Genomic DNA, 25,563 nt, shown 5'->3' on the forward strand with positions numbered 1-25,563 from the left:
GCGTTCGACGGGTTAAGTTCATTGATCCGCCGCATGCGCTCTTTACCCGTCTCCTGACGGGCGTCCACGTCCCAGACTTTCTCTTCCAGAGCGGTTCGTTGTCAGGCGCACGATGAACCATTTGGCTTCGACGGCGGTTAAACCGACGATAGCTCGTGATTTCGAACTCCTGCAGCCTGTTCGGCGGTCCGCAGGGGTCCATTTGGCCGCGGTCTCGCCATGCGCGATCGCCAAGAACACAAGGTGGAGACGACATTGCAGTTCGATCAGCCAGTCGCGATGGCGATTGTGCCGCCCAAGGACCGCGCCACGCTGCGCGCCGGCGATAACGAGGGCCGCGCCGCGGCCGATGCCCGCTACTGGATGCAGATTCTCAGCAGCTACCGCACGCCAAACCGCCTGCGCAGCGTGACCGAGCTGGTGATCACCGCCGTGCCGCTGGTGGCCCTGTGGACGGCCGCCTGGTTCGCGTTCTCGCTCGGCCATGCCTGGGCTTCGTTGCTCATCGCGATCCCCGCCGGCGGTTTCCTGGTGCGTCTGTTCATGATCCAGCACGATTGCGGCCATGGCACCTTCTTCGCCGGGCGTCAGGCGAACGACTGGGTCGGCCGTGTCCTCGGTGTGCTGACCCTGACGCCCTACGACTGGTGGCGGCGCACCCATGCGATCCACCACGCCACCAGCGGCAACCTCGATCGGCGCGGAATCGGCGACATCGATACGTTGACCGTGCGGGAATATCAGGCGCGGTCGGCCTGGGCGCGGCTGCGCTACCGGCTGTACCGCCACCCGCTGGTCATGTTCGTGGCAGGGCCTGCGTATTTGTTCTTCCTGCAGCACCGTCTGCCGTTCGGTCTCATGCGGGCCGGCTGGTCGCCCTGGATCAGCACGATGGCCACCAATTTCGGCATTGCCCTGGTGGTTGCCGGGCTGATGTGGCTCATCGGCATCCAGGCGTTCCTGGTCGTGCATCTCCCGATCATGCTGCTCGCCGCCATGGCCGGCGTGTGGCTGTTCTATGTCCAGCATCAGTTCGAGCACACCGTCTGGGAGCGGGACGAGCGCTGGACGATGCAGCAGGCCGCGCTCTACGGCAGCTCACACTACGACCTGCCGGGATGGCTGCACTGGCTGACCGCCAATATCGGCATCCACCACGTCCACCATCTCTCGAGCCGGATTCCCTATTACCGGCTGCCGGTCGTGCTGCGCGATCATCCCGAGCTGCGCGAGATCGGCCGCATCACGCTGCCGGAGAGCCTGCGCTGCGTCCGGCTGGTGCTGTGGGACGAGTCGCAGCGCCGGCTGGTGTCGTTCCGCGAAGCCAGGATGGCGAGGCGCTAGAGCCCCGGGAATCGTAGGGTGGGCAAAGCGACGCCGTCAGGCGGCGCGTGCCCACCAACGGCGCCGGTGCGTGACGGCGGTGGGCACGGCGCGCGATACTGCGGTGCAAGCCGAGATCGCGGTGGAGCGCGCCTTTGCCCACCCTACGATTGCTTCGCTGCGCCGCTGCGCTCGCCCGCCCTGCGGACTGATTTACTTGTCGTTGACGTCGAAGCGTGCGCCGCAGGCATGAAAATGGTTGTCCGTCGTCTCTCCATCAGCATCATAGATGTAGAGCGTGACGGGACATCGCTGTGCGTTGGCCCATTGAATGGCCTCGCAAACAGATAGGCCTTCTCTCTTGTCGTAATCTACGACCAGGGACACCGGAGCCTCGTCGGCTTGGTCGGCGTCGGCGCAGCTGTTGTCGTGCTCGACGGCCTCGACGATGGCTGTCACGAATTTCCAACGGTAGGGACGACTGCGCCGATCAATCACATTCCAAATCATGAGCACCTATGGTTCTCGGTGTGGTGTAGCTCTGAATTGCTTCGCTGCGCCGCTGCGCTCGCAATCAAAGTATGTAGGGCGGATTAGCGGAGCGTAATCCGCCAATGGGCGGCGTAGCATCGTGCGGCGGGTTACGCTGCGCTAACCCGCCCTACGGATTTTCAGAACCCATACAGCCGCGCCGGATTGTCGACCAGGATCTTCTTGCGGATCGCGGCATCGGGGGCCCAGACCGGCAGCTGGTTCATCAGGCGGCCGTCGTCGATCGGATAGAACGGCCTGATATCCGTGACCTTCAATTCGGGATGCGGCGACGAATCCGGGTGGGGCCAGTCGGTGCCCCAGACGATGCGATCGGGGTTGGCTTCGATCAGGGCCTTCGCGAACGGGATCACGTCCGCGTAGTCGGGGCCGCGGGTCGAGGCGCGATAGGCGCCGGAGATCTTTACATAGGCCTTGCCGCTGCGGACGAGCTCGACCAGATCGGCAAAGCCCGGCTGCCCGAGGCCGAGATCAGCCTGCGCGCCGCCGAAATGATCGAACACGGCCGTCACGGGCGATTGCATCACGAGGTCCTTGATGGCCGCGATCATCGCCGTGTTGGTGTAGAGCTGGACATGCCAGCCGCGCGCCTTCATCCGCTCGACCGCGACATGGAAGCGGGCGCGGCCGACATTGGGGTCGTTGATGCCACCGGTCGCGAGATTGAGGCGGATGCCGCGGAAGCCCTCGGCATGCATGGCATCCAATTGCGCCTCGGTGGTCTTGTCGTCGATGACCGCGACGCCGCGCGCGTCATTGCCGCGCGCCTTCATGCCGTACAGCGTCGCAGAGTTGTCGGTGCCGTAGACGCTCGGCGTCACGATCACCACGCGCTGGATATGTAGAGCCTTGTGCAGCGCCGCCATCTCGTCGGGCAGGGCCGGCTCCGGCGTGTAGACCCGGCTCGCCGCAAACGGAAATTTTTCGGGGTCGCCGTGGATGTGGGTGTGGCAGTCGCAGGCCTGTGGCGGCACGTCGAAATCGACCGGGGTCGAAGGTTGCGCCGGCTTGGCGCGCGCGGCTGTCGTGGTCATCGTCACTCCGGCGGCAAGCGAGGCGAGCAGCAGGCTGCGGCGGTTCAGCATGGCGATCCTTCCCAGGGCTTGGCGCGTGCATTGTGGCTGACGCGCTCATTGTCGATGAAGGGAGCCTGAACCCGCTGTCGTCAGTGGGCAAGAACGAAGTGCGGCATGGCTGTTCGCAGGACGAGAGCGAGACGAGGAAGTCTATGGTGAGGCCGCGGCCGCCGGCCGCAGCAACCGGTCGGAAAGGACCGGTGCTGCCGACCGAACAGATCGGTCTTACTCCTTGACGATGCGCACCGCGCCCTTGGCGGCGCTCGACGCGAACGCCGCATAGGCTTTCAGCGCGGTCGAGACCTTGCGGGCGCGCGTCTTCGGCTTCCAGGCTTGATCGCCCTTCGCCGCCATCGCTGCGCGCCGGTTGGCGAGCTCCTCATCCGACACTGCGAGATGGATGGTGCGGTTGGGGATGTCGATCTCGATGCGGTCGCCGTCCTGGACGAGGCCGATCAGGCCGCCCTCGGCAGCTTCCGGCGAGACGTGGCCGATCGAGAGCCCCGAGGTGCCGCCGGAGAAGCGGCCGTCGGTGATCAGCGCACAAGCTTTGCCGAGGCCCTTCGACTTCAGATAGCTGGTCGGATACAGCATCTCCTGCATGCCAGGGCCGCCGCGCGGGCCCTCATAGATGATGACGACGACGTCGCCTGCCTTGATCTTGTTGGTCAGGATGGCTTCGACCGCGGCGTCCTGGCTCTCCATGACGCGCGCAGGGCCGGAGAACTTCAGGATCGAGGCATCGACGCCCGCGGTCTTCACGATGCAGCCGTCGCGCGCGATGTTGCCGGTCAGCACGGCCAAGCCGCCGTCCTTGGAATAGGCGTGCTCGATGTCGCGGATGCAGCCTTTCTCGCGGTCGAGATCGAGCTCCTCGTAGCGGCGGTCCTGGCTGAAGGCGACCTGCGTCGGCACGCCGCCGGGCGCGGCTTGATAGAAGTTCTTCACGCTCTCGCTCGCGGTCCGGCGGATGTCCCAACGCTCCAGCGCAGCCGCCAGCGAAGTCGAATGCACGCTCGGCAATTCCGTGTGCAGCAGGCCGGCGCGGGCGAGCTCGCCGAGGATGCCCATCACGCCGCCGGCGCGATGCACGTCCTCCATGTGCACGTCGGCCACAGCGGGCGCGACCTTGCACAGGCAAGGGACCTTGCGCGAGAGGCGATCGATATCCGTCATGGTGAAGGGGATTTCCCCCTCATGCGCGGCCGCGAGCAGATGCAGCACGGTGTTGGTCGAGCCGCCCATCGCGATGTCCAGGCTCATCGCGTTCTCGAACGCCTTGAAGTTGGCGATGTTGCGCGGGAGCACGGATGCGTCGTCCTGCTCGTAATAGCGGCGGGCGAGGTCGACGACGAGATGGCCGGCCTCGACGAACAGGCCCTTGCGGTCGGCATGGGTCGCCAGCACCGAGCCGTTGCCGGGCAGGGACAGGCCGAGCGCCTCGGTCAGGCAGTTCATCGAGTTCGCCGTGAACATGCCGGAGCAGGAGCCGCAGGTCGGGCAGGCCGAGCGCTCCATCACCTCGACATCCGCGTCCGACACCTTGTCGTCGGCGGCGGTCACCATGGCGTCGATCAGATCGACCTTGCGCAGCTTGCCCGCGATGTTGACCTTGCCGGCCTCCATCGGGCCGCCCGAGACGAACACGGCCGGGATGTTGAGCCGCATCGCGGCCATCAGCATGCCAGGGGTGATCTTGTCGCAGTTGGAGATGCACACCATGGCGTCGGCGCAATGCGCGTTGACCATGTACTCGACGCTGTCGGCGATCAGCTCGCGCGAGGGCAGGCTGTAGAGCATGCCGTCATGGCCCATCGCGATGCCGTCGTCGACCGCGATGGTGTCGAACTCCTTGGCGACGCCGCCGGCCTTCTCGATCTCCCGCGCCACCAGCTGGCCGAGATCCTTCAGATGCACATGGCCGGGCACGAACTGGGTGAAGGAGTTGACGACGGCGATGATCGGCTTGCCGAAATCCTCGTTGGTCATGCCGGTGGCACGCCACAGGCCGCGGGCGCCGGCCATGTTGCGGCCATGGGTGGAGGTGCGGGAGCGATAGGCGGGCATGGCGGTTTCCTCAGGCGTTCCTCGGGATCAGGCAATGTTGGTCCGTGGGGCGGAAAGGGTCCCGACAACCGACGGACGGCAATGATGCGGCGAGGCATACAGCGAAGTGCTTGATGATTCGACCCTAAATTTCGCTGTTCCGGGATGCCCTCCGGGCAGGGCCGGGGCCTCGTGCCGCTCCCGCAGGTTCCGGCCGGCCCCGGTCACGCGTTTGTGGCTACGTCGGGAACAGGAAGGTCGCTTAGATTAGAACGGTCGAGTTTTGTTCGTCCCGGTCTTGTCCCCGAACGTCCCTGCCGCAGCTTCCGCCGCCCGCGCGTCCCATGCCGTCCGTCATCCGCTTCCGCCACCTGCCGACCCTTGCCGCGCTGCTTCTGGGCGTTCCCGGCGCCGCCTCGGCCCATGCCATCATCGTCTCGTCGCAGCCCGCGGCGGGCGGGACCATCGAGACGCAGCCGACAATGATCCGGCTGCGCTTCAACAGCCGCATCGATCACGCCCGCTCGCGGCTGAAGCTGCGCGCGCCCGACGGAGCCGAGCAGGCGCTTACTCCGGCAGCCGACGCGCCGGCCGACGAGATCGACGCCGAGGCCAAGGCGCTCAGCCCCGGCGCCTGGCATCTGCAATGGCAGGTGCTCAGCGTCGATGGCCACATCACCCGTGGCGACATTCCTTTCAACGTGCGCTAGCCGTGTCGCTGTTGCTCGACATCTTCGGCTATCTCTCGGTGGTGCTGCGCGGCCTGACCCTGCTGGCACAGTCCTTCACGATCGGCGGCTTGGCATTTCTGCTGTTGCTGCTGCGCCCGCTGCAGGACAGGCTGTCCGCTGACGCGATCGTGGTCGGCAAGCGCGGCCAGCGCTTCCTGCGCCGAAGCGCATTCGGCTGGTTCGCGGTGGTGCTGGCCTCGCTCGCGGTCAACATGGCGGCGCTGATCGGGACGCTCGACCTGTCGCTCGGCGCGGCGGCGAGCGCGGATTTCGCCCGCTCCGGAATGGCCGTTGCCGCCTGCGCGCTCGGCATCGCCGTGCTCGCCCGGACCGGCAGTTGGGCCGCCTGGCGCGTCCTGGCGCTGATTGTGCTGACCATCTCAGCGCTGCTGCTGCAGCTCAACCTGACGCACGCGGCGAGCCGGCTTGAGGTGCGCTGGCCGCTGCTTGCCGCCGACTTCCTGCACATGCTCGGCGCCGGCGTCTGGATCGGCGGCCTGCCGTATTTCCTGATGGCGCTGAACGGCTGCAAGGCGGATGACGATCAGCGCCTGATCGGCCGGCGCTACTCGCTGATGTCGATGGTCTCGGTGGCGGCGATCGTGCTCGGCGGCATCGTGATGGCGATCGCCTATCTCGGCGCGTTCGCGGCGATCTACGGCACCGCTTACGGCGTCATGACCTCGGCCAAGGTCGCGATGCTGCTGATGCTGCTCGCGCTCGGGGCGGCCAACTTCTTCGCCGTGGAGCGGCTGCGCCGTCGCGATCCCATCGCGCCGCTCTCGCGCATGAGGCGCTTCGTCGAGGTCGAGCTCGGCATCGGGCTGACGGTGCTGCTCACCGCGGGCTCGCTGACCTCGCTGCCGCCGGGCATCGATCTCAGCCAGGACCGGCTGAGCTGGCAGGAGATCGTCGCGCGCGCCGCGCCGCAATGGCCGCGGCTGACGAGCCCCTCGGTCGACCAGCTCACGATCTCGCAGCTGCAGGCCAGGATCGATGCCGCCGACGCGCAGCGCGTGACCGCACCGCAGGCCTATGTCCCCGGCGAGGGCGTGATCCTGCCGCGCAGCGCCGCCGACATCGCCTGGTCGGAATACAACCACCATTGGGCGGGCATCTTCGTCGTGCTGATCGGCGTGCTCGCGCTGATCGAGCGCTTCGCCTGGGGCCGCTGGGCCCGGCACTGGCCGCTGTTGTTCCTGGGGATGGCGGCGTTCCTGTTCCTGCGCGCCGACGAGATGGCCTGGCCGCTCGGCCCGATCGGCTTCTTCGCCTCGTTGCGCGATCCCGAAGTGGCGCAGCACCGGCTGTTCGTGGTGCTGATCATTCTGTTCGGCCTGTTCGAATGGCGGGTGCGGCTGCGCGGGCAGGCGGCGGGCCGGGCGGCGCTGGTGTTTCCGCTGACGGTCGCCGCCGGCGGCGCGCTGCTGCTGACGCATTCGCACGCCATCGCCAACATCAAGGACCAGCTGCTGATCGAGATGAGCCACACGCCGCTGGCGCTGTGCGGCATCACCGCCGGCTGGGCGCGCTGGCTCGAGCTGCGCCTGGACGGCCGCATCAGCCGCGCCGCCGCCTGGGTCTGGCCGGTGGCCTTCGTGCTGGTCGGGCTGATCCTGCTGGATTATCGCGAGGCGTAACGAGCCTCACTCCTTCCGCAGGAACACGTAATCCGCGGAATAGGCGACGCTGCGGAATTGCCCGGCGGTGTCGCAGGTGCCTTCCAGCTTGCCGCCGGCGGTGTTGATCCGCTGCACCGTGGTGACGTCGGAGAGCACGCCCTGAGCGCCGCGGTGAGAAATGACGGCGAGCTTCAGCCAGGGAATGTCGTTGTCGGTGGAGCCGATCGCGGTGCCTTGCACCCGGCCGCCGACGATCGAGCCGTCCTGGTGCTCCCAGCTCGGCCCGGCATAGTGCCGGCCGACGGTCTTGCCGTCCGCGAACAGGGTGGCAATCGGCTCACGGAAGGTCCAGGCGAGCTTGCCGTCCTTGTCGGTCTTGCAGTCGTAGACCTGCGCGCCCTCGGCATGCAGCGTCAGCACGGCCTTTTCGCCGGCGGCGACCAGCGCATCGGGAATCGTGGTCTCTGCGGCGTGGGAGGAGCCGATCTGGGCCCCGAGCAACAGCAGGGCGAGCGATGAGGTCAAGCGCATGATCAGGTTCCTCGACGGCAGGGGAAAACGGAAACGGGCCACGCTTGGTGGCGCGGCCCGTTGATAGGTGACGAAACCAGAAGGCGAAAGTGGGGAAACTTACGCCGCCATCGCCTTGGTGAGGTTTTCCGCGATCTTGTCGAGGAAGCCGGTGGTCGACAGCCAGCGCTGGTCGGCGCCGACCAGGAGTGCGAGGTCCTTGGTCATGTAGCCGGACTCGACGGTGTCGACGCAGACCTTCTCCAGGGTGGCGGCGAACTTCGCCAGTTCGGCATTGTTGTCGAGCTTGGCGCGGTGCGACAGGCCGCGGGTCCAGGCGAAGATCGAGGCGATCGAGTTGGTCGAGGTCTCCTTGCCCTTCTGGTGCTCGCGGAAATGGCGGGTCACCGTGCCGTGGGCGGCCTCGGCCTCGACGGTCTGGCCATCCGGGGTCATCAGCACCGAGGTCATCAGGCCGAGCGAGCCGTAACCCTGGGCCACGGTGTCGGACTGCACGTCGCCGTCATAGTTCTTGCAGGCCCAGACATAGCCGCCCGACCACTTCAGCGCCGCGGCGACCATGTCGTCGATCAGGCGGTGCTCATAGGTGATCTTCTTGGCCTCGAACTTGTCCTTGAACTCCTTGTCGTACACCTCCTGGAAGATGTCCTTGAAGCGGCCGTCATAGACCTTCAGGATGGTGTTCTTGGTCGACAGGTAGACCGAATAGTTCTTGGCGAGGCCCATGTTGAGCGAGGCGCGAGCGAAATCGTAGATCGACTCGTCGAGGTTGTACATCTCCATCGCGACGCCGGCGCCGGGCGCCCTGAAGACCTCCTTCTCGATCACGGTGCCGTCGTCGCCGACGAACTTCATCGTCAGCACGCCCTTGCCGGGGAACTTGAAGTCGGTGGCGCGGTACTGGTCGCCATAGGCGTGGCGGCCGATGATGATCGGCTTGGTCCAGCCGGGGACCAGGCGCGGCACGTTCTTGCAGATGATCGGCTCGCGGAACACGACGCCGCCCAGGATGTTGCGGATGGTGCCGTTCGGCGACTTCCACATCTCCTTGAGGCCGAACTCCTTCACGCGCGCCTCGTCCGGGGTGATGGTGGCGCACTTGACGCCGACGCCGACCTTCTTGATCGCGTTGGCGGCATCGATCGTGATCTGGTCGTTGGTCTTGTCGCGGCTCTCCATCCCCAGGTCGAAATACATCAGGTCGATATCAAGGAAGGGGTTGATCAGCTTGTCCTTGATGTACTGCCAGATGATCCGGGTCATCTCGTCGCCGTCGAGCTCGACGACCGGGTTGGTCACCTTGATTTTTGCCATGATCGATGGGGCCTCTTGGGAACAGCGCGCCAGGAGTGGAAAGCGCTTGTGAAATCAAGCGCGTCATAGCACTGCTGCACCGCGGGCGGAAGCGCAGCCGGTATGCGCCCGGTGCTGATTTTCGCAGCCCGCTCATGCGGTGGGCAACGGCGGCTACCGGCCGGCCTGCAGGTTCGAGCAAACCCTAAAATTCTTGGCTAAGCCGATTATTTTGCTTGAGAATTCTCCCCGGTCAGGTCAACGGAGCGGGCAGGGCGCGCCGCGGGCGCTTCAACCGGATTCAGAAGGCGAGGATTGAGCGTGTCGGGCACCGACAAGACGAAGGTGGGATTGGAGATCGCAGGCCCGGTGGTGATCCTGGTCGAGCCGCAGCTCGGTGAGAACATCGGCATGGCGGCGCGCGCCATGGGCAATTTCGCGCTGTCCGAGCTGCGCCTGGTCAATCCGCGCGACGGCTGGCCGAACATCGCCGCCCAGCGGGCGGCCGCCGGGGCCGACCACATCATCGATCATGTCCGGCTGTTCGACACCCTGCCGGAGGCGATCGCCGACCTCGACCTCGTCTTCGCGACCACCGCCCGCGCCCACGACCAGGCCAAGCCGGTGATGGGGCCGGAAGCGGCCGCCCGCGAGATGCAGAGCCAGATCGCCGCTGGCGGCCGGGCTGGCATCCTGTTCGGCCGCGAGCGCGCGGGCCTGACCAACGAGGAGGTCGCCCGCGCCAACCGCATCGTCACCTATCCGGTCAATCCAGGCTTTGCCTCGCTGAACCTCGCCCAGGCGGTGCTGCTGATGGGCTATGAATGGTTCAAGCTGGTGACATCTGGCGCGCTGCCCTTCGCGATGCCGGAGCGCTCCGAGCGCGCTTCCCAGGAGCAGATGGAGGCGTTCTTCGAGAATCTGGTGCGCGAGCTCGACCGGGTCGAATTCCTGCGGCCGGCCGAGAAGCGCGAGACCATGCTGGTCAACCTGCGCAACATCTTCTTCCGCATGGAGCCGTCGCGGCAGGACATCCACACCCTGCACGGCGTGGTCATGGCGATCGCCGAGGGGCGCAAGGGGCCGGCCAAGGGCGGCGTGCTCGACAGCGCGCAGGCGACGCGTCTGCGCGCCCTGATCGCCGAGCAGGGCACGGTGGCGAACCTGCCGGATTCGCGCGGCTCGCTGCGCGGGCTGGCGCGGCTGCTCCGCCGCAATCCGACCGACGCCGAGCGCGCGCTGTGGCACGCGCTGTCGCGCGACCGCCGCTTCGCCGGCCAGTTCAAGCGCCAGACCCCGGTCGGCCGCCACATCCCGGACTTCGTCTCTTTCATCCACCGCCTCGCCATTGAGCTGGTGGGCCCCGACGAGAGCGAGAGCGTCGTCGCCGACCGCAGCGCACGGCGGGCGTGGCTGGAAAGCCGCGACTACCGCGTCACCGAAGTGAAGGCGGCGGATGTCGAAGGGAATCTCGAGGCCGAGCTGGTGCGGCTTCAGGCGCTCATCGCCGAAGCGAAGTAGCTGACGGTCGCATTGCCGGCTGCATGGCGCCGACTGCCAGCTCCCCGCGTGAGCGCAATCGCCGATTGAGCCGTCGCGTGGCTCACACCGCCGTAGCAGTTGATTCCAAACAGCCAGGGCAGGCCGAGTCTGCGATCCCGTTTACACCGGCTGAAGGATGATTTGCGATCGCAATTCCAGATTGTGGTTTGCCCGATCGGTTTTGGTTAGATCGCAGCACAAAGAGCAAGACCAAGGGGGCATTCATGACTACGCGACGATGGCGCTCGTTTCTGTGTTGTGCGTTGATCATCGGTTCGATCTTCGGCTTGTCGGCAAGCGCCCACGCAGCCGGCGCGAAGCGGTGCACGACCGCGGCCGATCTCGGCGCCGACGAGCGCATCGCCGGCTGCACTGTCGTGATCGAGCACGGCAAGCCGGCGACGCCGCAGGTGATCGAGGCCCGTTTCGCGCGCGCCGGAGCCTATTTCCGCAAGGGAGATGTCGAGCATGCGATCGACGACTACAAGATCGTCATCGAGCAGTCCTCGGCCGGTCTTCTTGCCGCATTCGATCGCGCCGCTCCTGATCTGCGCGAGAGCGAGCCGCAGCCGGGGTCGGGTTTCGGGCGGGCGTTCGGGCGCAACGGCTACCGGGCGCAAGCCTATCGCGCGCTGGGGATCGCAAGCTTCCAGGCGGGTCTCCTGGAGCAGTCGCACGACGATTTCAGATGGCTCAGCGAGATCGATCCCCACGATGCCGATGCGGCCCTGTGGCTGGATCTGGCCCGCCGCCGCGCCGGCCTGCCGAGCGAGCTCGCCGACCACGCGAAGCGGCTCGACATGGGCAAATGGCCGGCCCCGATCGTCCGTCTCTTCCTCGGGCAGGAGACGACAGAGGCTGTGCTTGCGGCGGCCGACCGTGGTGCTCCCGCCACGCGCAGGGCACGGCGTTGCGAGGCGAGCTTCTTCGCCGGCGAGCTGATGCTCGACCAGAGTCGTGAGCGTGATGCCATGCAATTGATCGACCGCGCTCTCGCCGAGTGCCCGTGGACATCGCGCGAACGCTCGGTCGCGGAGTCCGAGGCGCGCGCGCTCCGCGTCATGCCGTAGGCCTCCTGCGTCGCTCGCGCGGGAAGAACGGATCGGCGCGGCGATCGCGCCGCGACCGGATCCCCGGCCGCATGCTTAACGCGCGCGTGCGCATTTGAGTGAAAATGCCCGGTCAAATCCGCACGGCGCGGGTTACGGAACGCTCGGGTTCGAACGCTATGATCTGCGCATTGCCCTTTCATCGTTGCAACTGTGCGGCCTTTCATCATGAACGAAACCAGATCGGTGTTGCGGGACCTCGAGGATGCGATTGCGCGGGGGACCGCGGACAGCCGCGAGCGCGCGCTGTGGCATGCGACCGACCTGCTGATCGCGGGGCGCTACTGCGAGGAGGAGATCGCCACCTTCGGCGAGGTGATCGGCCGGCTCGCCGACGAGATCGAGATCGAAGCGCGCGCCAAGCTTGCGGATCGCCTCGCCAGGATCGAATATTCGCCGGCCAGCGTCATCCGCAAGCTGGCCTTCGACGACGAGATCTGGGTCGCCGGTCCAGTGCTGCGCGAGTCCGAGCGGCTCGATGACGCCACGCTGGTCGAGAACGCCAGCACCAAGAGCCAGGACCATCTGCTCGCGATCGCCGAACGCCGAACGCTGAGCCCGGCGGTGACCGACGTGCTGGCCACGCGCGGCAACCGTGACGTCGCCACGGCGGTGGCGCGCAATCAGGGCGCCCAGTTCTCCGGTGCCGGTTTCCTGCACATGGTCCAGCGAGCAGAGAACGACTCGATCCTCGCCGAGCATCTCGGCCGCCGGCTCGACATTCCCCGCCATCTGTTCCAGCAGCTCATCGCCAAAGCTTCGGACGATGTCGGCAAGCGGCTGGCCGGGGAGCGGCCGGAGCTGCTTGGCGAGATCAGTAGCTCGGTCGCCAACATCGCCGGCGACCTGCAGTCGAAGTTCGGCCCCGGCTCGCGCAACTACTTCGTCGCCAAGCGCACCGTGACGATCCAGCACCGCCTCGGCAATCTGCACGAGAGCACCATTGCCAGCTATGCGACGGCACACAAGGTCGAGGAGGTGACGATCGGCCTCGCGCTGCTGTCGGGACTGCCGGTCGACGTCGTCGAGCGCGCCTTGTTCGACCGTAACCGTGAGATGCTGCTGATGCTCGCCAAGGCGCTTGGCTTTACCTGGGATACGATGATGGCGCTCGCCTTTCTCGGCGCCCGCGAACATCGCATCACGGCCGGCGAGCTGCAGGAGCTGGAGCGCGACTATGCCAAGCTCCAGTCGCAGACGTCGCGCAGCGTGCTCGAATTCTATCAGTCCCGCAAGAATCCAGGCAAAGGCGGCAAGGCGTCCGCGCCGCGCGCCGCGGCGTATTGAACCTGCAGCGACGGACGGAGGTGATCGCGGATGAGCGGCATGGGATTTCCTCTTCGCGGAGAGCAACGGCTCGGCCATCGCGAGGCGCCTGCGGACGGCGCGGCAGTCGATGCGGCCTGGCATGTGCTCGAAGCGGCCAACGAGCTCGGCGACGAGGCTGCGGTCGCCGCCTGCCGCCGCGTGATCGATTCGAGCCTGAACGGCGCAGTCGCGGATCAGGCCGACGTGAAGCTTGTGACAGACTACTTCCGCTAGTTCGATTGATGGCTTTGCACGGGGCGCTCCGCGGCGTCACGAGTTGACAGCTCCGTCCTCCCCGTCCATTCCGCCGTCATTCCGGATTCAATCGCCAACGCGCTTGCGCGTTGGCGATTGAATCCGGAATCTCGAGATTGTGAGGAATGGACGCAAGACAAGATAGAGATTCCGGGTTCAAGGCCTGCGGCCTTGCCCCAGAATGACGGTGGGTGGGACTCAGGGCGAGCAGGCCGCTTCACACAGCGGCGAGCTGCGTGTCCGGCTTGCCGAGGCGCTTTCCCGTCTTGTGCTTCGCCGGCTCGATCAGCGCCTTCGCGGCCAGCCCGGCCGTGTCCGCGACCTCGGGATTGCGTGACACCATCGCCGCCACGATCGCGCCGTCGATCAGCAGTGCGAGCTGATGCGAGAAGCTCTCCGGCTCGGCAGCGCCCATCTCACGGGCGAGCTTCTCGATATGCGCCAGCACCACTTTCTTGTGGCGCATTGCAATGGTGCGAAACTGCTTCTGGTCCTTGTCGTGCTCGCCGACTGCATTGATGAAGGGACAGCCGTAGAAGCGCTCCTCGCCGAACCAGCTCTTCAGCGCCGGAAAGATGCGTGCCAGCTTGGTCTCGGCGTCACCGCCGCCGCTCTCCATTTCCGCGATGAACCATTCACGCCACTGCTTGCCTTCGCTTTCGAGCACGGCGGTGACGAGCGCGGTCTTCGATCCGAACAGCTTGTAGAGCGTGGTCTTCGCGGTGCCCGCCTCGCTGATGATCGCATCGATGCCGGTGGCATTGATGCCGTTCTTGCAGAACAGCCGCGTGGCGGCGCCGAGCAGACGGCCGCGCGCGGATTCGTCATCGCTGGCCGCGATCGTCCTTGCGATCGCCTGCTTCTTGCCGGTTTGTTTGCCCGCAGCTGACTTGCCCATGTGTACGAGCTTAATCGCTGTGCGCGTGAGTCAGCAAGGCTGCTGATGCGGTCGAGGCAGCGTTGCGCTCAATTTGATCGCTGAAGGCGGCATTCTGCATCGCACTTGGGCAGCGGCTGGGTCGTGGCGGGGCGCTGCTCGCCGCCCTGATCGCGTAAGCCGCGAGGATCATTCCGGCTTTTGATTTTCGGCCTCTCTGGCACGCTTCGTGCAGGATACAGACCGTTCGGTATCCTCATCCCAGGGAGAGAAATGAGATGACCGCTGTGGTTCAGAAGACGGCGCTGACGGGCTGCCTCGCACCCATCGACAAGAACGGGCTCGAACAGCTCATCGTCAACGGCAAGGCCAACCCCAAGGTCATCAAGACCCTGAAGTGCAAGACCGTGGCGGAAGGCAAGTTCCGCCACGCCAACTACATCCGCAACCTCGCCCCCTACATCGTCGACGAGCCGCCGGGCCTGCTCGGTGACGACACCGCGCCCAATCCGTCGGAGGCCTCGCTGGCCGCGCTCGGCTCCTGCCTTGCGGTGGGTTTGCACGCCAATGCCGTGCATCGCGGCTGGACCGTCAACAAGCTCGAGCTGGAGCTCGAGGGCGACCTCAACATCACCGCTGTCTGGGGCACCGGCGACGTCAGCGAGAAGCCGGTCGGCTTCACCGACGTGCGCGTCAAGGTCGACATGGAGTGCGAAGGCATTTCCAAGGAGGAGGTCCAGGCCCTGGTCGACCATGTGAAGAAGTGGTCGCCCGTCGCCAACACCTTCACGCGTCCTGTCAATCTCGAGGTCGGCGTCTGAGCCTGGCTCGAGACCACGCGGAGCGGAGGATGTCATGGGTTCACTCGGACAGCATCTGGCGATCGACAGTGCGGGCGTGATGCCCGTGCCGTCGACCGTGGAGCAGGTCGCGGCGATCGCGCGCAACGAGCTTGCGCCGCTGGCCAGCGGAATCGACGCCGGAACGGTGTATCCGGCTGACGTTCTCCGCCGCTTCGGCGAGGTCGGTGCGTGGAGCAGCCACGTGCCTGAGAGCGGCAAGGCCGATCTCAACTGCGCCATCGATTCGATCTCGGCGATCGGCGAGGTCTGCGGCGCTTCCGCCTTCATGGCGTGGTGCCAGAACACACTGGTCTGGTACATCGCCAATTCGGACAACAAGGCGCTCAAGAAGCGTCTGCTCGACGATGCCGCGAGCGGCAGGCTGCTCGGGGGCACCGGCCTTTCCAACCCGATGAAGAGCTTCTTCGGCATCGAGAAGCTCAAGCTCAAGGGCCGGAAGGTGGAGGGCGGCTACGTCGTGCGCGGCGTGCTGCCCTGGGTCTCGAACCTCGGGCCGGACCACATGTTCGGCACGATCTTCGAGCGCGAGGATGCGCCCGGCGAGATCGTGATGTTCATCGTCGACTGTTCGGACCCGGCGGTGACGCTGCAGCCGTGCCAGCAGTTTCTCGCAATGGACGGCACCGGCACCTACGGCATCCAGCTCCGCGACCTGTTCGTGCCGGACGAGCTGATTCTGGCCGACCCCGCTGGCCCCTTCGTGAAGAAGATCCGCGCCGGCTTCATTCTTCTGCAGGCCGGCATGGCGCTCGGCCTGATCAGGGACTGCATCAAGATCATGCAGGAGGTCGAGGCGCCGCTCGGCCACGTCAACCGCTATCTGCCGCAGCAGCCGGTCGACTTCAGCGCGCTCGCCGATGAGCTCGCACGGGAGACCATGATCCTCGCCAGCGATCCGTTCAACACGGACGAGACCACCTGGCGCAAGGTCGTCGCGCTGCGCCTCCGGGCCGGGGAGGCCAGCGTGGCTGCGGCTCACGCCGCGATGCTCCATTGCGGAGCGCGCGGCTACATCAAGGGCAATCGCGCCGAACGTCGCCTGCGCGAGGCCTATTTCGTCGCGATCGTCACCCCCGCGACCAAGCAGCTCCGCAAGATGCTCGCCGACGGCTGACGCCGGCGAGAACGGCAAACCAACAAAGTTTAGACCAGGAGAGGCCTGCCATGACGGACGTTCTGATTACTGCCGGCGAACTCGCTGATTTCATCAAGAAAGAACCGTGTGTCGTCATCGACACCCGCAATCCGGATGCCTATGGCGCGGGACATCTTCCCGGCGCGGTCAACGTGCATGAGATCTTCACCTATCTCGCGACGTCGACGCCGGAAGGCATCGAGGAGCTGAAGACGAAGTTCGCCGACGCGTTCGGCGCCGCCGGCCTGTCGGGTGCCGAGACCGCGGTCGTCTACGAGCAGTCGATGAACTCCGGCTTCGGCCAGTCCTGCCGCGGCTACTTCCTGCTGACGATGCTGGGCTATCCCAAGATCAAGGTGCTGCATGGCGGCTACGATGCCTGGGTTGCCGCAGGCATGGCCGTGACCACCGATGCGCCGTCGCCGACCAAGGCCTCGTTCAGCATCGTGCCGGAGGCGGGCAGCATCCTGATCGACGCCAAGGCCATGCTGGCGGCGGTCGGCAATCCCGCCATCGCCATTCTCGATGTCCGCGATGTCGACGAGTGGATCGGCGATTCCTCCTCGCCCTATGGCAAGGATTTCTGCCCGCGCAAGGGCCGCATCCCCGGCGCCGTCTGGCTCGAATGGTACCGCATGATGAAGCCGACCGCCGAAGGTCCGCGCTTCAAGTCGAAGGACGAGATCCTCGCCGAATGCGCCACTGTCGGCATCACCCAGGACACGCCGGTCTATCTCTACTGCTTCAAGGGCGCGCGTGCGTCGAACACCTTCCTGGCTCTGAAGAACGCCGGCGTGAAGGATGTGCGGATGTATTTCGGCTCGTGGAACGAGTGGTCGCGCGACCCGTCGCTGCCGATCGAGGAAGGTCTGCCGATGCCGGCGATGACCAGCAAGGCGGCATAAAAGCTGCATAGAAAATTCGCAAGGGCACGTCCGGCCGCTGAAAAATGCGGCCGGATGAGCAGTTCGAAGGCGCAGTTCGCGCAGGTGTGACAAAGGGGCGCAGCACATGTCGATTTTCGATGATCCGTTCGATGCCGAGGCCAGCGTGAATGCCGGTTGTATCTGCGGCCAGCATCGCAGTCCGGCCGAGCACGAGCACGCCGTGCGGACGCTGCGCTGTGAGCCCGTGGCGGACTCCACCGAGAAGCGTTACGAGAACGTGGTCGCGTCAGCCGTGCTGCGCGCGGTGTTTCCGGAAGCAGCCACCCGTCGCGCGTTCCTGAAGTCGGTGGGCGCCGCCACCGCGCTCGCCGCGGTCTCACAATTCTTTCCGCTGAAGACGGCGACCGAAGCCTTTGCCGAAGCGGGCGCGCCCGAGAAGAAGGATCTCAAGGTCGGCTTCATCCCGATCACCTGCGCGACGCCGATCATCATGGCCGCGCCGCTCGGCTTTTATGCCAAGGCCGGCCTGAACGTCGAGGTCGTGAAGACCGCCGGCTGGGCCGTCATCCGTGACAAGACCATCAACAAGGAATACGACGCCTCGCACATGCTGGCACCGATGCCGATCGCGATCTCGCTCGGACTCGGCGCGCAGCCGATCCCGTTTACCGTGCCCGCGATCGAGAACATCAACGGGCAGGGCATCGTGCTTGCGATGAAGCACAAGGACAAGCGCGACCCGAAGGACTGGAAGGGCATGAAGTTCGCCATTCCGTTCGACTATTCGATGCACAATTATCTCTTGCGCTATTATCTCGCCGAGCACGGCCTCGATCCCGACACCGACGTGCAACTGCGCTCGGTGCCGCCGCCGGAGATGGTCGCGAACCTGCGCGCCGACAACATCGACGGCTTCCTCGCGCCGGACAACATCTGCCAGCGTGCGATCTTTGACGGCGTCGGCTTCCTGCATATTCTCTCGAAGGAGATCTGGGACGGTCACCCCTGCTGCAGCTTCGCGGCGAGCCGCGAGTTCATCACGGCCGCGCCGAACAGCTTCGCCGCGCTGACCCGCGCCATCGTCGATGCCACCGCCTATGCGTCGAAGGCCGAGAACCGCAAGCAGATCGCCGAGGCGATCGCGCCGGCCAACTACATCAATGCGCCGGTGACGGTGCTGGAGCAGGTGCTGACCGGCACCTATGCCGACGGCCTCGGCGGGGTGAAGACCGATCCGAAGCGCGTCGATTTCGATCCGTTCCCGTGGCAGTCCTTTGCGGTGTGGATGCTGACCCAGATGAAGCGCTGGGGCCAGATCAAGGGCGACGTCGACTACAAGGCGGTCGCCGAGCAGATCTATCTTGCCACCGACACCCGCAAGGTCATGACCGACATGGGCCTGACGCCGCCAAAGGACTCCTACAAATCGTTCTCGGTGATGGGCAAGCCGTTCGACCCGACCAAGCCGGACGACTACGTCGCCAGCTTCAAGATCAAGAAGGCGTCGTGATGGGGGCGACGAGGGCGACGCTGCCGACCCCACCCATGGTGATGAACACGCCGCCAACCACACTACCGGTGTCGTCCCCGCGAACGCGGGGACCCATACGCCGTGACCTGTCTTGGGGCAGGGGCGGTAGCGACAATCGTTTCCACCAACTGCCGACGGTGGTTATGGGTCCCTGCGTTCGCAGGGACGACAGCGTGGGTGGAGCGACGTCATGACCGCCTCACTCCGCCTGCGCGCCGCCGTCGTCTCGATCGTCTTGTTGGCCGTCTTCCTCGGCGCCTGGCATATCGCCACCCGCAGCACGGGCACGGCTGCCAACATGAGCCCCGAATACGCCAAGCTGATGGGCATGACAGCGACGCAAGGCAAGTCGGCGATGCCCGGGCCGCTCGATGTCGGCGCCAAGCTGTGGGAGCATCTGCTGCGTCCGTTCTACGACAACGGTCCGAACGACAAGGGGCTCGGCATCCAGCTCGCCTTCTCGCTCGGGCGGGTCATGCTCGGCTACCTGATCGCGGTCGCGGTCGCGATCCCGCTCGGATTCCTGATCGGCATGTCGCCCTTGATGAGCAAGGCGCTCGATCCGTTCATCCAGATTCTCAAGCCGATCTCGCCGCTCGCCTGGATGCCGCTGGCGCTCTACACCATCAAGGATTCCAGCCTGTCGGCGATCTTCGTGATCTTCATCTGCTCGGTTTGGCCGATGCTGATCAACACCGCCTTCGGCGTCGCGAGCGTGCGCAAGGAGTGGATCAACGTCGCCCGCACCCTCGAGGTCGGGAATTTCCGCCGCGCCTTCACCGTCATCCTGCCGGCGGCGGCGCCGACGATCCTGACGGGCATGCGGATCTCGATCGGCATCGCCTGGCTCGTGATCGTCGCCGCCGAGATGCTCGTCGGCGGCACCGGCATCGGCTACTTCGTCTGGAACGAGTGGAACAACCTGTCGATCACCAACGTGATCATCGCGATCCTGCTGATCGGTCTCGTCGGCATGGTGCTGGATCAGATCCTGGCCCGCGTGTCGCGGCTCGTGACGTTTCCGGAGTAGGGCATGATCAGGCGAACTGCTGCAAGGTGCGCAACTCCGTTCCCCTCCCCCTTGCGGGGAGGGGTTAGGGGTGGGGGTGCCCCACGCGCGAGTCTTCATGGGGGCCCCCCCTCCCTGACCCTCCCCCACAAGGGGGGAGGGAACGGAAAGACCTTCCTATGACCGACAAATTCATCTCCATCGAAGGGATCGCCAAGCGCTACGACGGGGCGCGGAGCACGACGATCTTCGAGAATCTGTGGCTCGCGATGGCGCGCGGCGAGTTCGTTTGCGTGATCGGCCATTCCGGCTGCGGCAAGACCACGGTGCTGAATGTTCTTGCCGGCCTCGACGTGCCGAGCGAGGGCGCCGTCATCGTCGACGGCCAGGCGATCGAGGGGCCGAGCCTCGACCGCGCCGTCATCTTCCAGAGCCACGCGCTGCTGCCATGGCGGACGGTGCTCGGCAACGTCGCCTATGCGGTCTCGTCGAAGTGGCGCAAATGGGACCGTGCCAAGGTCAAGGCGCATGCGCTGAAATATATCGAGCTCGTCGGCCTCGCCGGCTCGGAGCACAAGCGGCCGTCGGAGCTGTCCGGCGGCATGAAGCAGCGCGTCGGCATTGCCCGCGCGCTGTCGATCACGCCGAAGATCATGCTGATGGACGAGCCGTTCTCAGCGCTCGATGCGCTGACGCGCGGCACGCTGCAGGACGAGGTCCGGCGCATCTGCGTCGAGACCGGCCAGACCGTGTTCATGATCACCCACGATGTCGATGAGGCGATCTATCTCGCCGACAAGATCGTGCTGATGACCAACGGGCCGGGCGCGGTGCTGGCGGAGATCGTCGAGAACCCGCTGCCGAAGGACCGGCTGCGCGGCGACCTGCACCGCCATCCGCTGTACTACGCGCTGCGCAACCACATCATCGACTTCCTGGTCAGCCGCAGCAAGACCTTCACCGCCGAGACGCCCGATTACGACCCGCGCAAGGTGCCGGTGGTGAAGATCGGGCGCAGCGAGCCGACGATCGTCGCGTCCAACCCGGTCGAGAACGACGCGCCGCAGGCGATCGCCCGCTGACGCCCCGCCGGAAGAAACCCATCAACGAAGACTCTCAAGGGAGACCAAGCATGAAGCGATCCGACCTCACCGAGAAGCTGCTCGATATCAAGCGCGAGAAGGGCTGGAGCTGGAAGTACATCTGCGAGACAATCGGCGGCTATTCGGAGGTGCTGATCGTCGGCGCCATCCTCGGCCAGATGAAGCTGACCAAGCCGCAGGCCGCCAATGCGGGCGAGCTGTTCGGCCTGTCGAAGTCCGAGATCGCGATGCTGAACGAGACGCCGATGCGCGGCGAGGGCGTGCAGATGCCGCCGACCGATCCGCTCATCTATCGCTTCTACGAGCTCGTGATGATCAACGGCCCGGCCTGGAAGGAGCTGATCCAGGAGGAATTCGGCGACGGCATCATGTCGGCGATCGATTTCGACATGGTGATGGAGCGCCTGCCCAATGCCAAGGGCGACCGCGTCAAGATCACGATGTCGGGCAAGTTCCTGCCGTACAAATATTACGGCGCCAGCGGCAACGTGCCGGAATATGGATTCAAAGAGGAGTAAGCGAGTAGCGAATTGCGAGTAGCGAATAGGGGCAGGAGATCCCTATTCGCCACTCCCTATTCGCTATTCGCCTCTTACTGTCCCGCCTTGACCTGGGCGACGGCGGTCGACAGCAGCTCGCTCATCTTCGCGCGCACGTCCGCCTCGGTGACGGCCGCGCCCTTGGCGGTGAGGTCGCCCAGCACCTTGCGCAGCACGTCGGCATCGCCCGCTTCCTCGAAATCGGCCGCGACGACCTCCTTTGCGTAGGCGTCGGCGTCAGCGCCGGACTTGCCGAGCTTTTCGGCTGCCCACAGGCCGAGCAGCTTGTTGCGGCGGGCTTCTGCCTTGAACTTCAATTCCTCGTCATGGGCGAATTGCTTCTCGAAGGCGTCCTCGCGCTTGTCGAACGTGGTCATGGTCGGAACTTCCAGTGTTGCCGAAGAGGGTTAACCGCGCAGGCGGTTGCGGGGCGGTGGCCGCACGCCTAAATAATTGGAACATCTTGCCAATACAACGGGTACGAGGCCGCAGGGAAGGGCGGTAAAACTCCGCTCCCGAGGCCCGGATCGATTGTGCTCGGGACACCAATGAGATAGGTTTCCCACAGGCCCGGTTCTCGTTCTGTTTCCTTAACATCCGGGCCCTCGCGGCAGCTCCGTCGTGGTCCTGTCCAAAGTCATCCGGAGCCCACCATTTCATGGATTTCAACAAAACACGGTACATCCCAATGAGCCGTCGGCGTCGCATTTATGAAGGCAAGGCCAAGGTCCTGTACGAAGGCCCCGAGCCGGGCACCCTGATCCAGCACTTCAAGGACGACGCCACCGCCTTCAATGCCAAGAAGCACCAGGTGATCGAAGGCAAGGGCGTCCTCAACAACCGCATCTCGGAGTACCTGTTTCAGCACCTCAACGACATCGGGGTACCGACTCACTTCATCCGCCGGCTCAACATGCGCGAGCAGTTGATTCGCGAGGTCGAGATCGTGCCGCTCGAGGTCGTCGTTCGAAATGTGGCGGCGGGCTCGCTGTCGCAGCGCCTCGGCATCGAGGAAGGCACCCAGCTGCCGCGTTCGATCATCGAATTCTATTACAAGAACGACCAGCTCAACGACCCCATGGTGTCGGAGGAGCACATCACCGCGTTCGGCTGGGCGACCCCCCAGGAGATCGACGACATCATGGCGCTCGCCATCCGCGTCAACGACTTCCTGACCGGGCTCTTCCTCGGCATCGGCATCCGCCTCGTCGACTTCAAGATGGAGTGCGGCCGGCTGTTCGAGAACGAGATGATGCGGATCATCGTCGCCGACGAGATTTCCCCCGATTCCTGCCGGCTGTGGGACATCAAGTCGAACGAGAAGCTCGACAAGGACCGCTTCCGCCGCGATCTTGGCGGCCTTCTGGAGGCCTATACCGAGGTCGCCAAGCGGCTCGGCATCCTGATGGAGAACGAGCGTCCGGTGGGCTCCGGTCCGGTTCTCGTCAAGAGCTAAAAGGGAACAAGACGTGAAAGCGCGTGTCACGGTGACGCTGAAATCCGGCATCCTCGATCCGCAGGGCAAGGCGATCGAGGGCGCCCTCAAATCGCTCGGCGTCGACGGCGTCGCGAGCGTGCGCCAGGGCAAGGTGTTCGACATCGAGCTCGAAGGCGCCGACAAGGCCAAGGCGGAGGCCGCCCTGAGGGCGGCCGCCGACAAGCTGCTCGCCAACACGGTGATCGAGAATTACCGGGTGGAGCTGCTGGGATAGGGCAATGGCCGTGACCGAGCGCGAGATCTACGAGCGACTGCTGGAGATCTCGCGTGATCTGGTCCTTGTCGAACATTCGGTCGATGAGCTCCTTGCCGGTGTGCGAGCGTTGAATTTGGAGCTCTCGTCAGACTCAAACACTCTCGCGTGGCCGCGAGGGAGCGATCCTCGAGCAAGCACGTAAGATCATGAAATCCGCCGTTCTCGTCTTCCCCGGCATCAACCGCGAGCGCGACATGGCGCGCGCGCTGCGCATGATCTCCGGCCATGAGCCGGCGATGGTGTGGCACGCCGAGACGTCGCTGCCGAAGGGCACCGATCTCGTCGTCGTCCCCGGCGGCTTCTCCTATGGCGACTATCTGCGCTGTGGCGCGATCGCGGCCAGGGCACCTGTCATGGATGCGGTGCGCGACCACGCCGCCAAAGGCGGTCTTGTGCTCGGCGTCTGCAACGGCTTCCAGATCCTGTGCGAATCCGGCCTGCTGCCGGGCGTGCTGATGCGCAACGACAAGCTCAAGTTCATCTGCAAGGACGTGCATCTGCGGGTCGAGCGCTCCGACTCGCCGTTCACGCGCGGCTACAATGCCGGCCAGGTGATCCGCGTGCCGGTCGCCCATGGCGAGGGCAACTATGCAGCCGACGAGGAGACCCTGAAGCGCCTCAATGGCGATGGCCGCGTGCTCTATCGCTACTGCTCGGCCGATGGCGAGGTCGGCGACATCAGCAACATCAACGGTGCTGCGCATTCCATCGCCGGCATCGTCAACGAGAACGGGAATGTGCTTGGCATGATGCCGCATCCCGAGAATCACGTCGAGGACATCATGGGCTGCACCGACGGTCGCGGCCTGTTTGCCGGTCTCGTCGCCCATCTCGATCGCGCGGCCTGAAGGCCGTTCATCGAAATCGTTCCGTAGCTTTTTTCTCGCGCCGCCCGGCAACACCGGGCGGCTGTTTGCGTTGTCCGCCCGATTCCATGGGGCATGAACCAAGGAGGTTCTTATATGACGACGAAACATTGGCTGGGAACTGCCGCCATCATTCTCGCGATCGGCGCGGGTGCGAATGCCGCGTCAGCGCAATCGGAAATGAAGCACGAGGGTGGCCCGGCCGCGGCCTCGCCGCGCGAGGCGGCCCGTCCGGGCGCGGAGTCCAAGGGCGGCGGCGCTGCCGCGGCGGAACGCGCCGGGTCCGATGCGAAGCAGAGCGCGCAGGATCTGCGCCGCAGCGAACCTTCGTCCTCGACCGGGCGCGAGCAGGCGCAGGAGCGAGCCTCGGAGCGCTCGGCGCATGAGACCAAGCAGGGCGCTGACAGCAAGGCTGAGCGCGGGCCGGCCTCGGCGCAGCGCGACCACGATGCCAAGGACAGCGCCGAGACCAGGTCCCAGGCTGACAGCAAGCAGTCTGACAGCAAGGGCAAGGCCGAGTCGAAGCAACAGCAGGGACGCGCCGACGAACCGCGCAAGGGCGAGGATCGCGCGGCCGAGAGCAAGTCGGGTGCAACCGACCGCAAGTCCGACCGCGAGGCCGATCGCAGCGGCATCGACAAGAGCCGGCAGAGCCAGGACGAGCGCAAGGCCGGCACGTCGGACCAGGCGGCCGACAAGCAGACCGACCGCAGCAGGCAGCCCAATCAGCCGGGCGCAACGGACAGCAAGAGCACGACCGCGCAGCAGAACCAGCAGACCGGTCCGGCCGGCGCCACCGCGGGCAAGCCGGATGCGACCGGGCAGGCCAGCAACCAGACCCAGACCAACAGCACCCGCTCGAGCACGCAGGTTTCGGTCAACGAGCAGCAGAAGACCCGCGTGGTCGACCAGCTCAAGCGTGATCACGACTTCGACCGTGCCCGCACCGATATCGACATCCGCATCAATGTCGGCGAGCGCCTGCCGGAGCGCGTGCGGCCGCGTCCGCTGCCGTCGGAGATTGTCACCATCGTTCCGCAATATCGCGGCTACGAGTATACGGTTGTGCATGACGAGATCGCCATCATCGATCCGCGCAGCCGCGAGATCGTCGACGTGATCCCGCAAAACGGCATGCGCGCCGATCGCGGCTATGACCGCGGTGGCTACGGCGTAAGCTCGACCCGCATCGTGCTGTCGGACGATCAGCGCCAGATCCTGCGCCGCGCCGCCACCGAGACAGGCACTGTGGGCTCGACGACATCGTCATCGACCTCGTCCGGACCGAGCTGCCTGAGCCTGCGCCGCGTGCCCGATGAGCTCGCGCGCAGCAATCCGGAGCTCGCCAACTACCAGTATCTGGCGATCGGCGAGCAGGTCGTGCTGGTCGACCCGCGGGATCAGAAGGTGGTGCAGGTCATCGACCAGCAGCAATAACAGCGCGGCGATACGACGGCGGCTCGAGGGCGGGAGCGCGACGCGCTTCCGCCCTTTTTCGCGACAGGACCGCCTTCCGTACGGCCATTGAACAAGCCTTGCTCTGTTGTTTGAACCGGCCGTTGTCCCGATGCGTCCAACCGGCATCGTCAATTGAGCCGGCGGATGCGGGAT

General features: G+C 65.5%; 25 protein-coding genes. 18 read left to right on the forward strand and 7 right to left on the reverse strand.

The features are described 5' to 3' along the window. The first annotated feature begins 219 nt into the window (after positions 1-219). Entirely contained in the window at positions 220-1,344 is a 1,125-nt protein-coding gene (locus tag QX126_RS05315) for a fatty acid desaturase (protein ID WP_315737331.1), read from the forward strand. A gap of 192 nt (positions 1,345-1,536) precedes the next feature. Here QX126_RS05315 and QX126_RS05320 read toward each other — a convergent pair whose 3' ends face one another. The 3 genes from QX126_RS05320 to ilvD form a co-directional block, all read right to left on the reverse strand. After that, positions 1,537-1,833 carry a hypothetical protein gene (locus QX126_RS05320; protein WP_315774273.1) on the reverse strand — a complete coding sequence of 99 codons (297 nt, stop codon included), beginning with the start codon at positions 1,831-1,833 and terminating at the stop codon, positions 1,537-1,539. 161 nt (positions 1,834-1,994) lie between these two features. Further along, on the reverse strand, positions 1,995-2,960 hold the full coding sequence (locus QX126_RS05325) for an amidohydrolase family protein (protein WP_315774258.1): 966 nt from the start codon (positions 2,958-2,960) through the stop codon (positions 1,995-1,997). Positions 2,961-3,176: 216 nt separating this feature from the next. Next, positions 3,177-5,018: a dihydroxy-acid dehydratase gene (ilvD, locus tag QX126_RS05330; protein WP_315737333.1), complete on the reverse strand. Its 1,842-nt coding sequence runs from the start codon at positions 5,016-5,018 to the stop codon at positions 3,177-3,179. A gap of 323 nt (positions 5,019-5,341) precedes the next feature. Between ilvD and QX126_RS05335 the strand changes: the two genes are divergently transcribed. Together QX126_RS05335 and QX126_RS05340 are read left to right on the forward strand one after the other, a co-directional pair. Then, complete coding sequence (locus QX126_RS05335) at positions 5,342-5,707, forward strand: copper resistance protein CopC (RefSeq protein ID WP_315779728.1); 366 nt, start codon at positions 5,342-5,344, stop codon at positions 5,705-5,707. Positions 5,708-5,709: 2 nt separating this feature from the next. Continuing rightward, entirely contained in the window at positions 5,710-7,368 is a 1,659-nt protein-coding gene (locus QX126_RS05340; protein WP_315779729.1) for a copper resistance D family protein, read from the forward strand. A 6-nt stretch (positions 7,369-7,374) separates the two neighbouring features. Here QX126_RS05340 and QX126_RS05345 read toward each other — a convergent pair whose 3' ends face one another. Next, the gene (locus QX126_RS05345) at positions 7,375-7,881 is read right to left on the reverse strand and encodes a DUF3455 domain-containing protein (RefSeq protein WP_315779730.1); all 507 of its coding nucleotides are present in this window, start codon (positions 7,879-7,881) and stop codon (positions 7,375-7,377) included. Positions 7,882-7,980: 99 nt separating this feature from the next. Then, complete coding sequence (locus QX126_RS05350; protein ID WP_315759047.1) at positions 7,981-9,195, reverse strand: NADP-dependent isocitrate dehydrogenase; 1,215 nt, start codon at positions 9,193-9,195, stop codon at positions 7,981-7,983. Between the two features lie 300 nt (positions 9,196-9,495). On the opposite strand from QX126_RS05350, the gene QX126_RS05355 reads away from it, so the two are divergent. The 4 genes from QX126_RS05355 (at position 9,496) to QX126_RS05370 (ending at position 13,367) form a co-directional block, all read left to right on the forward strand. Then, complete coding sequence (locus tag QX126_RS05355; protein ID WP_315779732.1) at positions 9,496-10,695, forward strand: TrmJ/YjtD family RNA methyltransferase; 1,200 nt, start codon at positions 9,496-9,498, stop codon at positions 10,693-10,695. A 245-nt stretch (positions 10,696-10,940) separates the two neighbouring features. Further along, positions 10,941-11,786, forward strand: a complete 846-nt coding sequence (locus QX126_RS05360; RefSeq protein ID WP_315779734.1) for a hypothetical protein — start codon at positions 10,941-10,943, stop codon at positions 11,784-11,786. 207 nt (positions 11,787-11,993) lie between these two features. Beyond that, complete coding sequence (locus QX126_RS05365; protein ID WP_315737340.1) at positions 11,994-13,112, forward strand: DUF2336 domain-containing protein; 1,119 nt, start codon at positions 11,994-11,996, stop codon at positions 13,110-13,112. Between the two features lie 39 nt (positions 13,113-13,151). After that, a complete protein-coding gene (locus QX126_RS05370; RefSeq protein ID WP_315737341.1) occupies positions 13,152-13,367 on the forward strand; it encodes a hypothetical protein in 216 nt (71 codons plus the stop codon). A 238-nt stretch (positions 13,368-13,605) separates the two neighbouring features. Here the strand turns inward: QX126_RS05370 and QX126_RS05375 are convergent, their stop codons facing one another. Continuing rightward, positions 13,606-14,286, reverse strand: a complete 681-nt coding sequence (locus tag QX126_RS05375) for a TetR/AcrR family transcriptional regulator (RefSeq protein WP_315737342.1) — start codon at positions 14,284-14,286, stop codon at positions 13,606-13,608. A 257-nt stretch (positions 14,287-14,543) separates the two neighbouring features. On the opposite strand from QX126_RS05375, the gene QX126_RS05380 reads away from it, so the two are divergent. The 7 genes from QX126_RS05380 (at position 14,544) to cynS (ending at position 21,311) form a co-directional block, all read left to right on the forward strand. Next, positions 14,544-15,086, forward strand: coding sequence for an OsmC family protein (locus QX126_RS05380; RefSeq protein ID WP_315737343.1), 543 nt, complete (start codon positions 14,544-14,546; stop codon positions 15,084-15,086). A gap of 34 nt (positions 15,087-15,120) precedes the next feature. After that, positions 15,121-16,242, forward strand: a complete 1,122-nt coding sequence (locus QX126_RS05385; protein ID WP_315737344.1) for an acyl-CoA dehydrogenase family protein — start codon at positions 15,121-15,123, stop codon at positions 16,240-16,242. A gap of 50 nt (positions 16,243-16,292) precedes the next feature. Then, entirely contained in the window at positions 16,293-17,168 is an 876-nt protein-coding gene (locus tag QX126_RS05390; RefSeq protein ID WP_315779736.1) for a sulfurtransferase, read from the forward strand. Between the two features lie 106 nt (positions 17,169-17,274). After that, complete coding sequence (locus tag QX126_RS05395) at positions 17,275-18,660, forward strand: CmpA/NrtA family ABC transporter substrate-binding protein (protein ID WP_315779738.1); 1,386 nt, start codon at positions 17,275-17,277, stop codon at positions 18,658-18,660. Between the two features lie 211 nt (positions 18,661-18,871). Continuing rightward, entirely contained in the window at positions 18,872-19,711 is an 840-nt protein-coding gene (ntrB, locus tag QX126_RS05400) for a nitrate ABC transporter permease (RefSeq protein ID WP_315779740.1), read from the forward strand. A gap of 158 nt (positions 19,712-19,869) precedes the next feature. Then, positions 19,870-20,772 carry an ABC transporter ATP-binding protein gene (locus tag QX126_RS05405; protein WP_315737348.1) on the forward strand — a complete coding sequence of 301 codons (903 nt, stop codon included), beginning with the start codon at positions 19,870-19,872 and terminating at the stop codon, positions 20,770-20,772. A 50-nt stretch (positions 20,773-20,822) separates the two neighbouring features. Next, positions 20,823-21,311, forward strand: coding sequence for a cyanase (gene cynS, locus QX126_RS05410; protein ID WP_315779742.1), 489 nt, complete (start codon positions 20,823-20,825; stop codon positions 21,309-21,311). Positions 21,312-21,385: 74 nt separating this feature from the next. Here cynS and QX126_RS05415 read toward each other — a convergent pair whose 3' ends face one another. Further along, complete coding sequence (locus QX126_RS05415) at positions 21,386-21,709, reverse strand: DUF1476 domain-containing protein (RefSeq protein ID WP_315776525.1); 324 nt, start codon at positions 21,707-21,709, stop codon at positions 21,386-21,388. A 311-nt stretch (positions 21,710-22,020) separates the two neighbouring features. Here QX126_RS05415 and purC point away from each other — a divergent pair, with 311 nt between their 5' ends. From purC to QX126_RS05435, 4 genes are all read left to right on the forward strand, one after another. Beyond that, entirely contained in the window at positions 22,021-22,788 is a 768-nt protein-coding gene (gene purC / locus QX126_RS05420) for a phosphoribosylaminoimidazolesuccinocarboxamide synthase (protein WP_208866972.1), read from the forward strand. 13 nt (positions 22,789-22,801) lie between these two features. Further along, positions 22,802-23,044 carry a phosphoribosylformylglycinamidine synthase subunit PurS gene (purS, locus tag QX126_RS05425; RefSeq protein ID WP_315737351.1) on the forward strand — a complete coding sequence of 81 codons (243 nt, stop codon included), beginning with the start codon at positions 22,802-22,804 and terminating at the stop codon, positions 23,042-23,044. 188 nt (positions 23,045-23,232) lie between these two features. Continuing rightward, positions 23,233-23,934 (forward strand): phosphoribosylformylglycinamidine synthase subunit PurQ, encoded by a 702-nt coding sequence (gene purQ, locus QX126_RS05430; protein ID WP_315779744.1) that lies wholly within the window; start codon positions 23,233-23,235, stop codon positions 23,932-23,934. Positions 23,935-24,132: 198 nt separating this feature from the next. Further along, a complete protein-coding gene (locus QX126_RS05435; RefSeq protein ID WP_315779869.1) occupies positions 24,133-25,389 on the forward strand; it encodes a DUF1236 domain-containing protein in 1,257 nt (418 codons plus the stop codon). The last annotated feature ends 174 nt before the right edge of the window (positions 25,390-25,563 follow it).

This window comes from Bradyrhizobium sp. SZCCHNPS1003 (assembly GCF_032381555.1).
Lineage (GTDB): Bacteria > Pseudomonadota > Alphaproteobacteria > Rhizobiales > Xanthobacteraceae > Bradyrhizobium.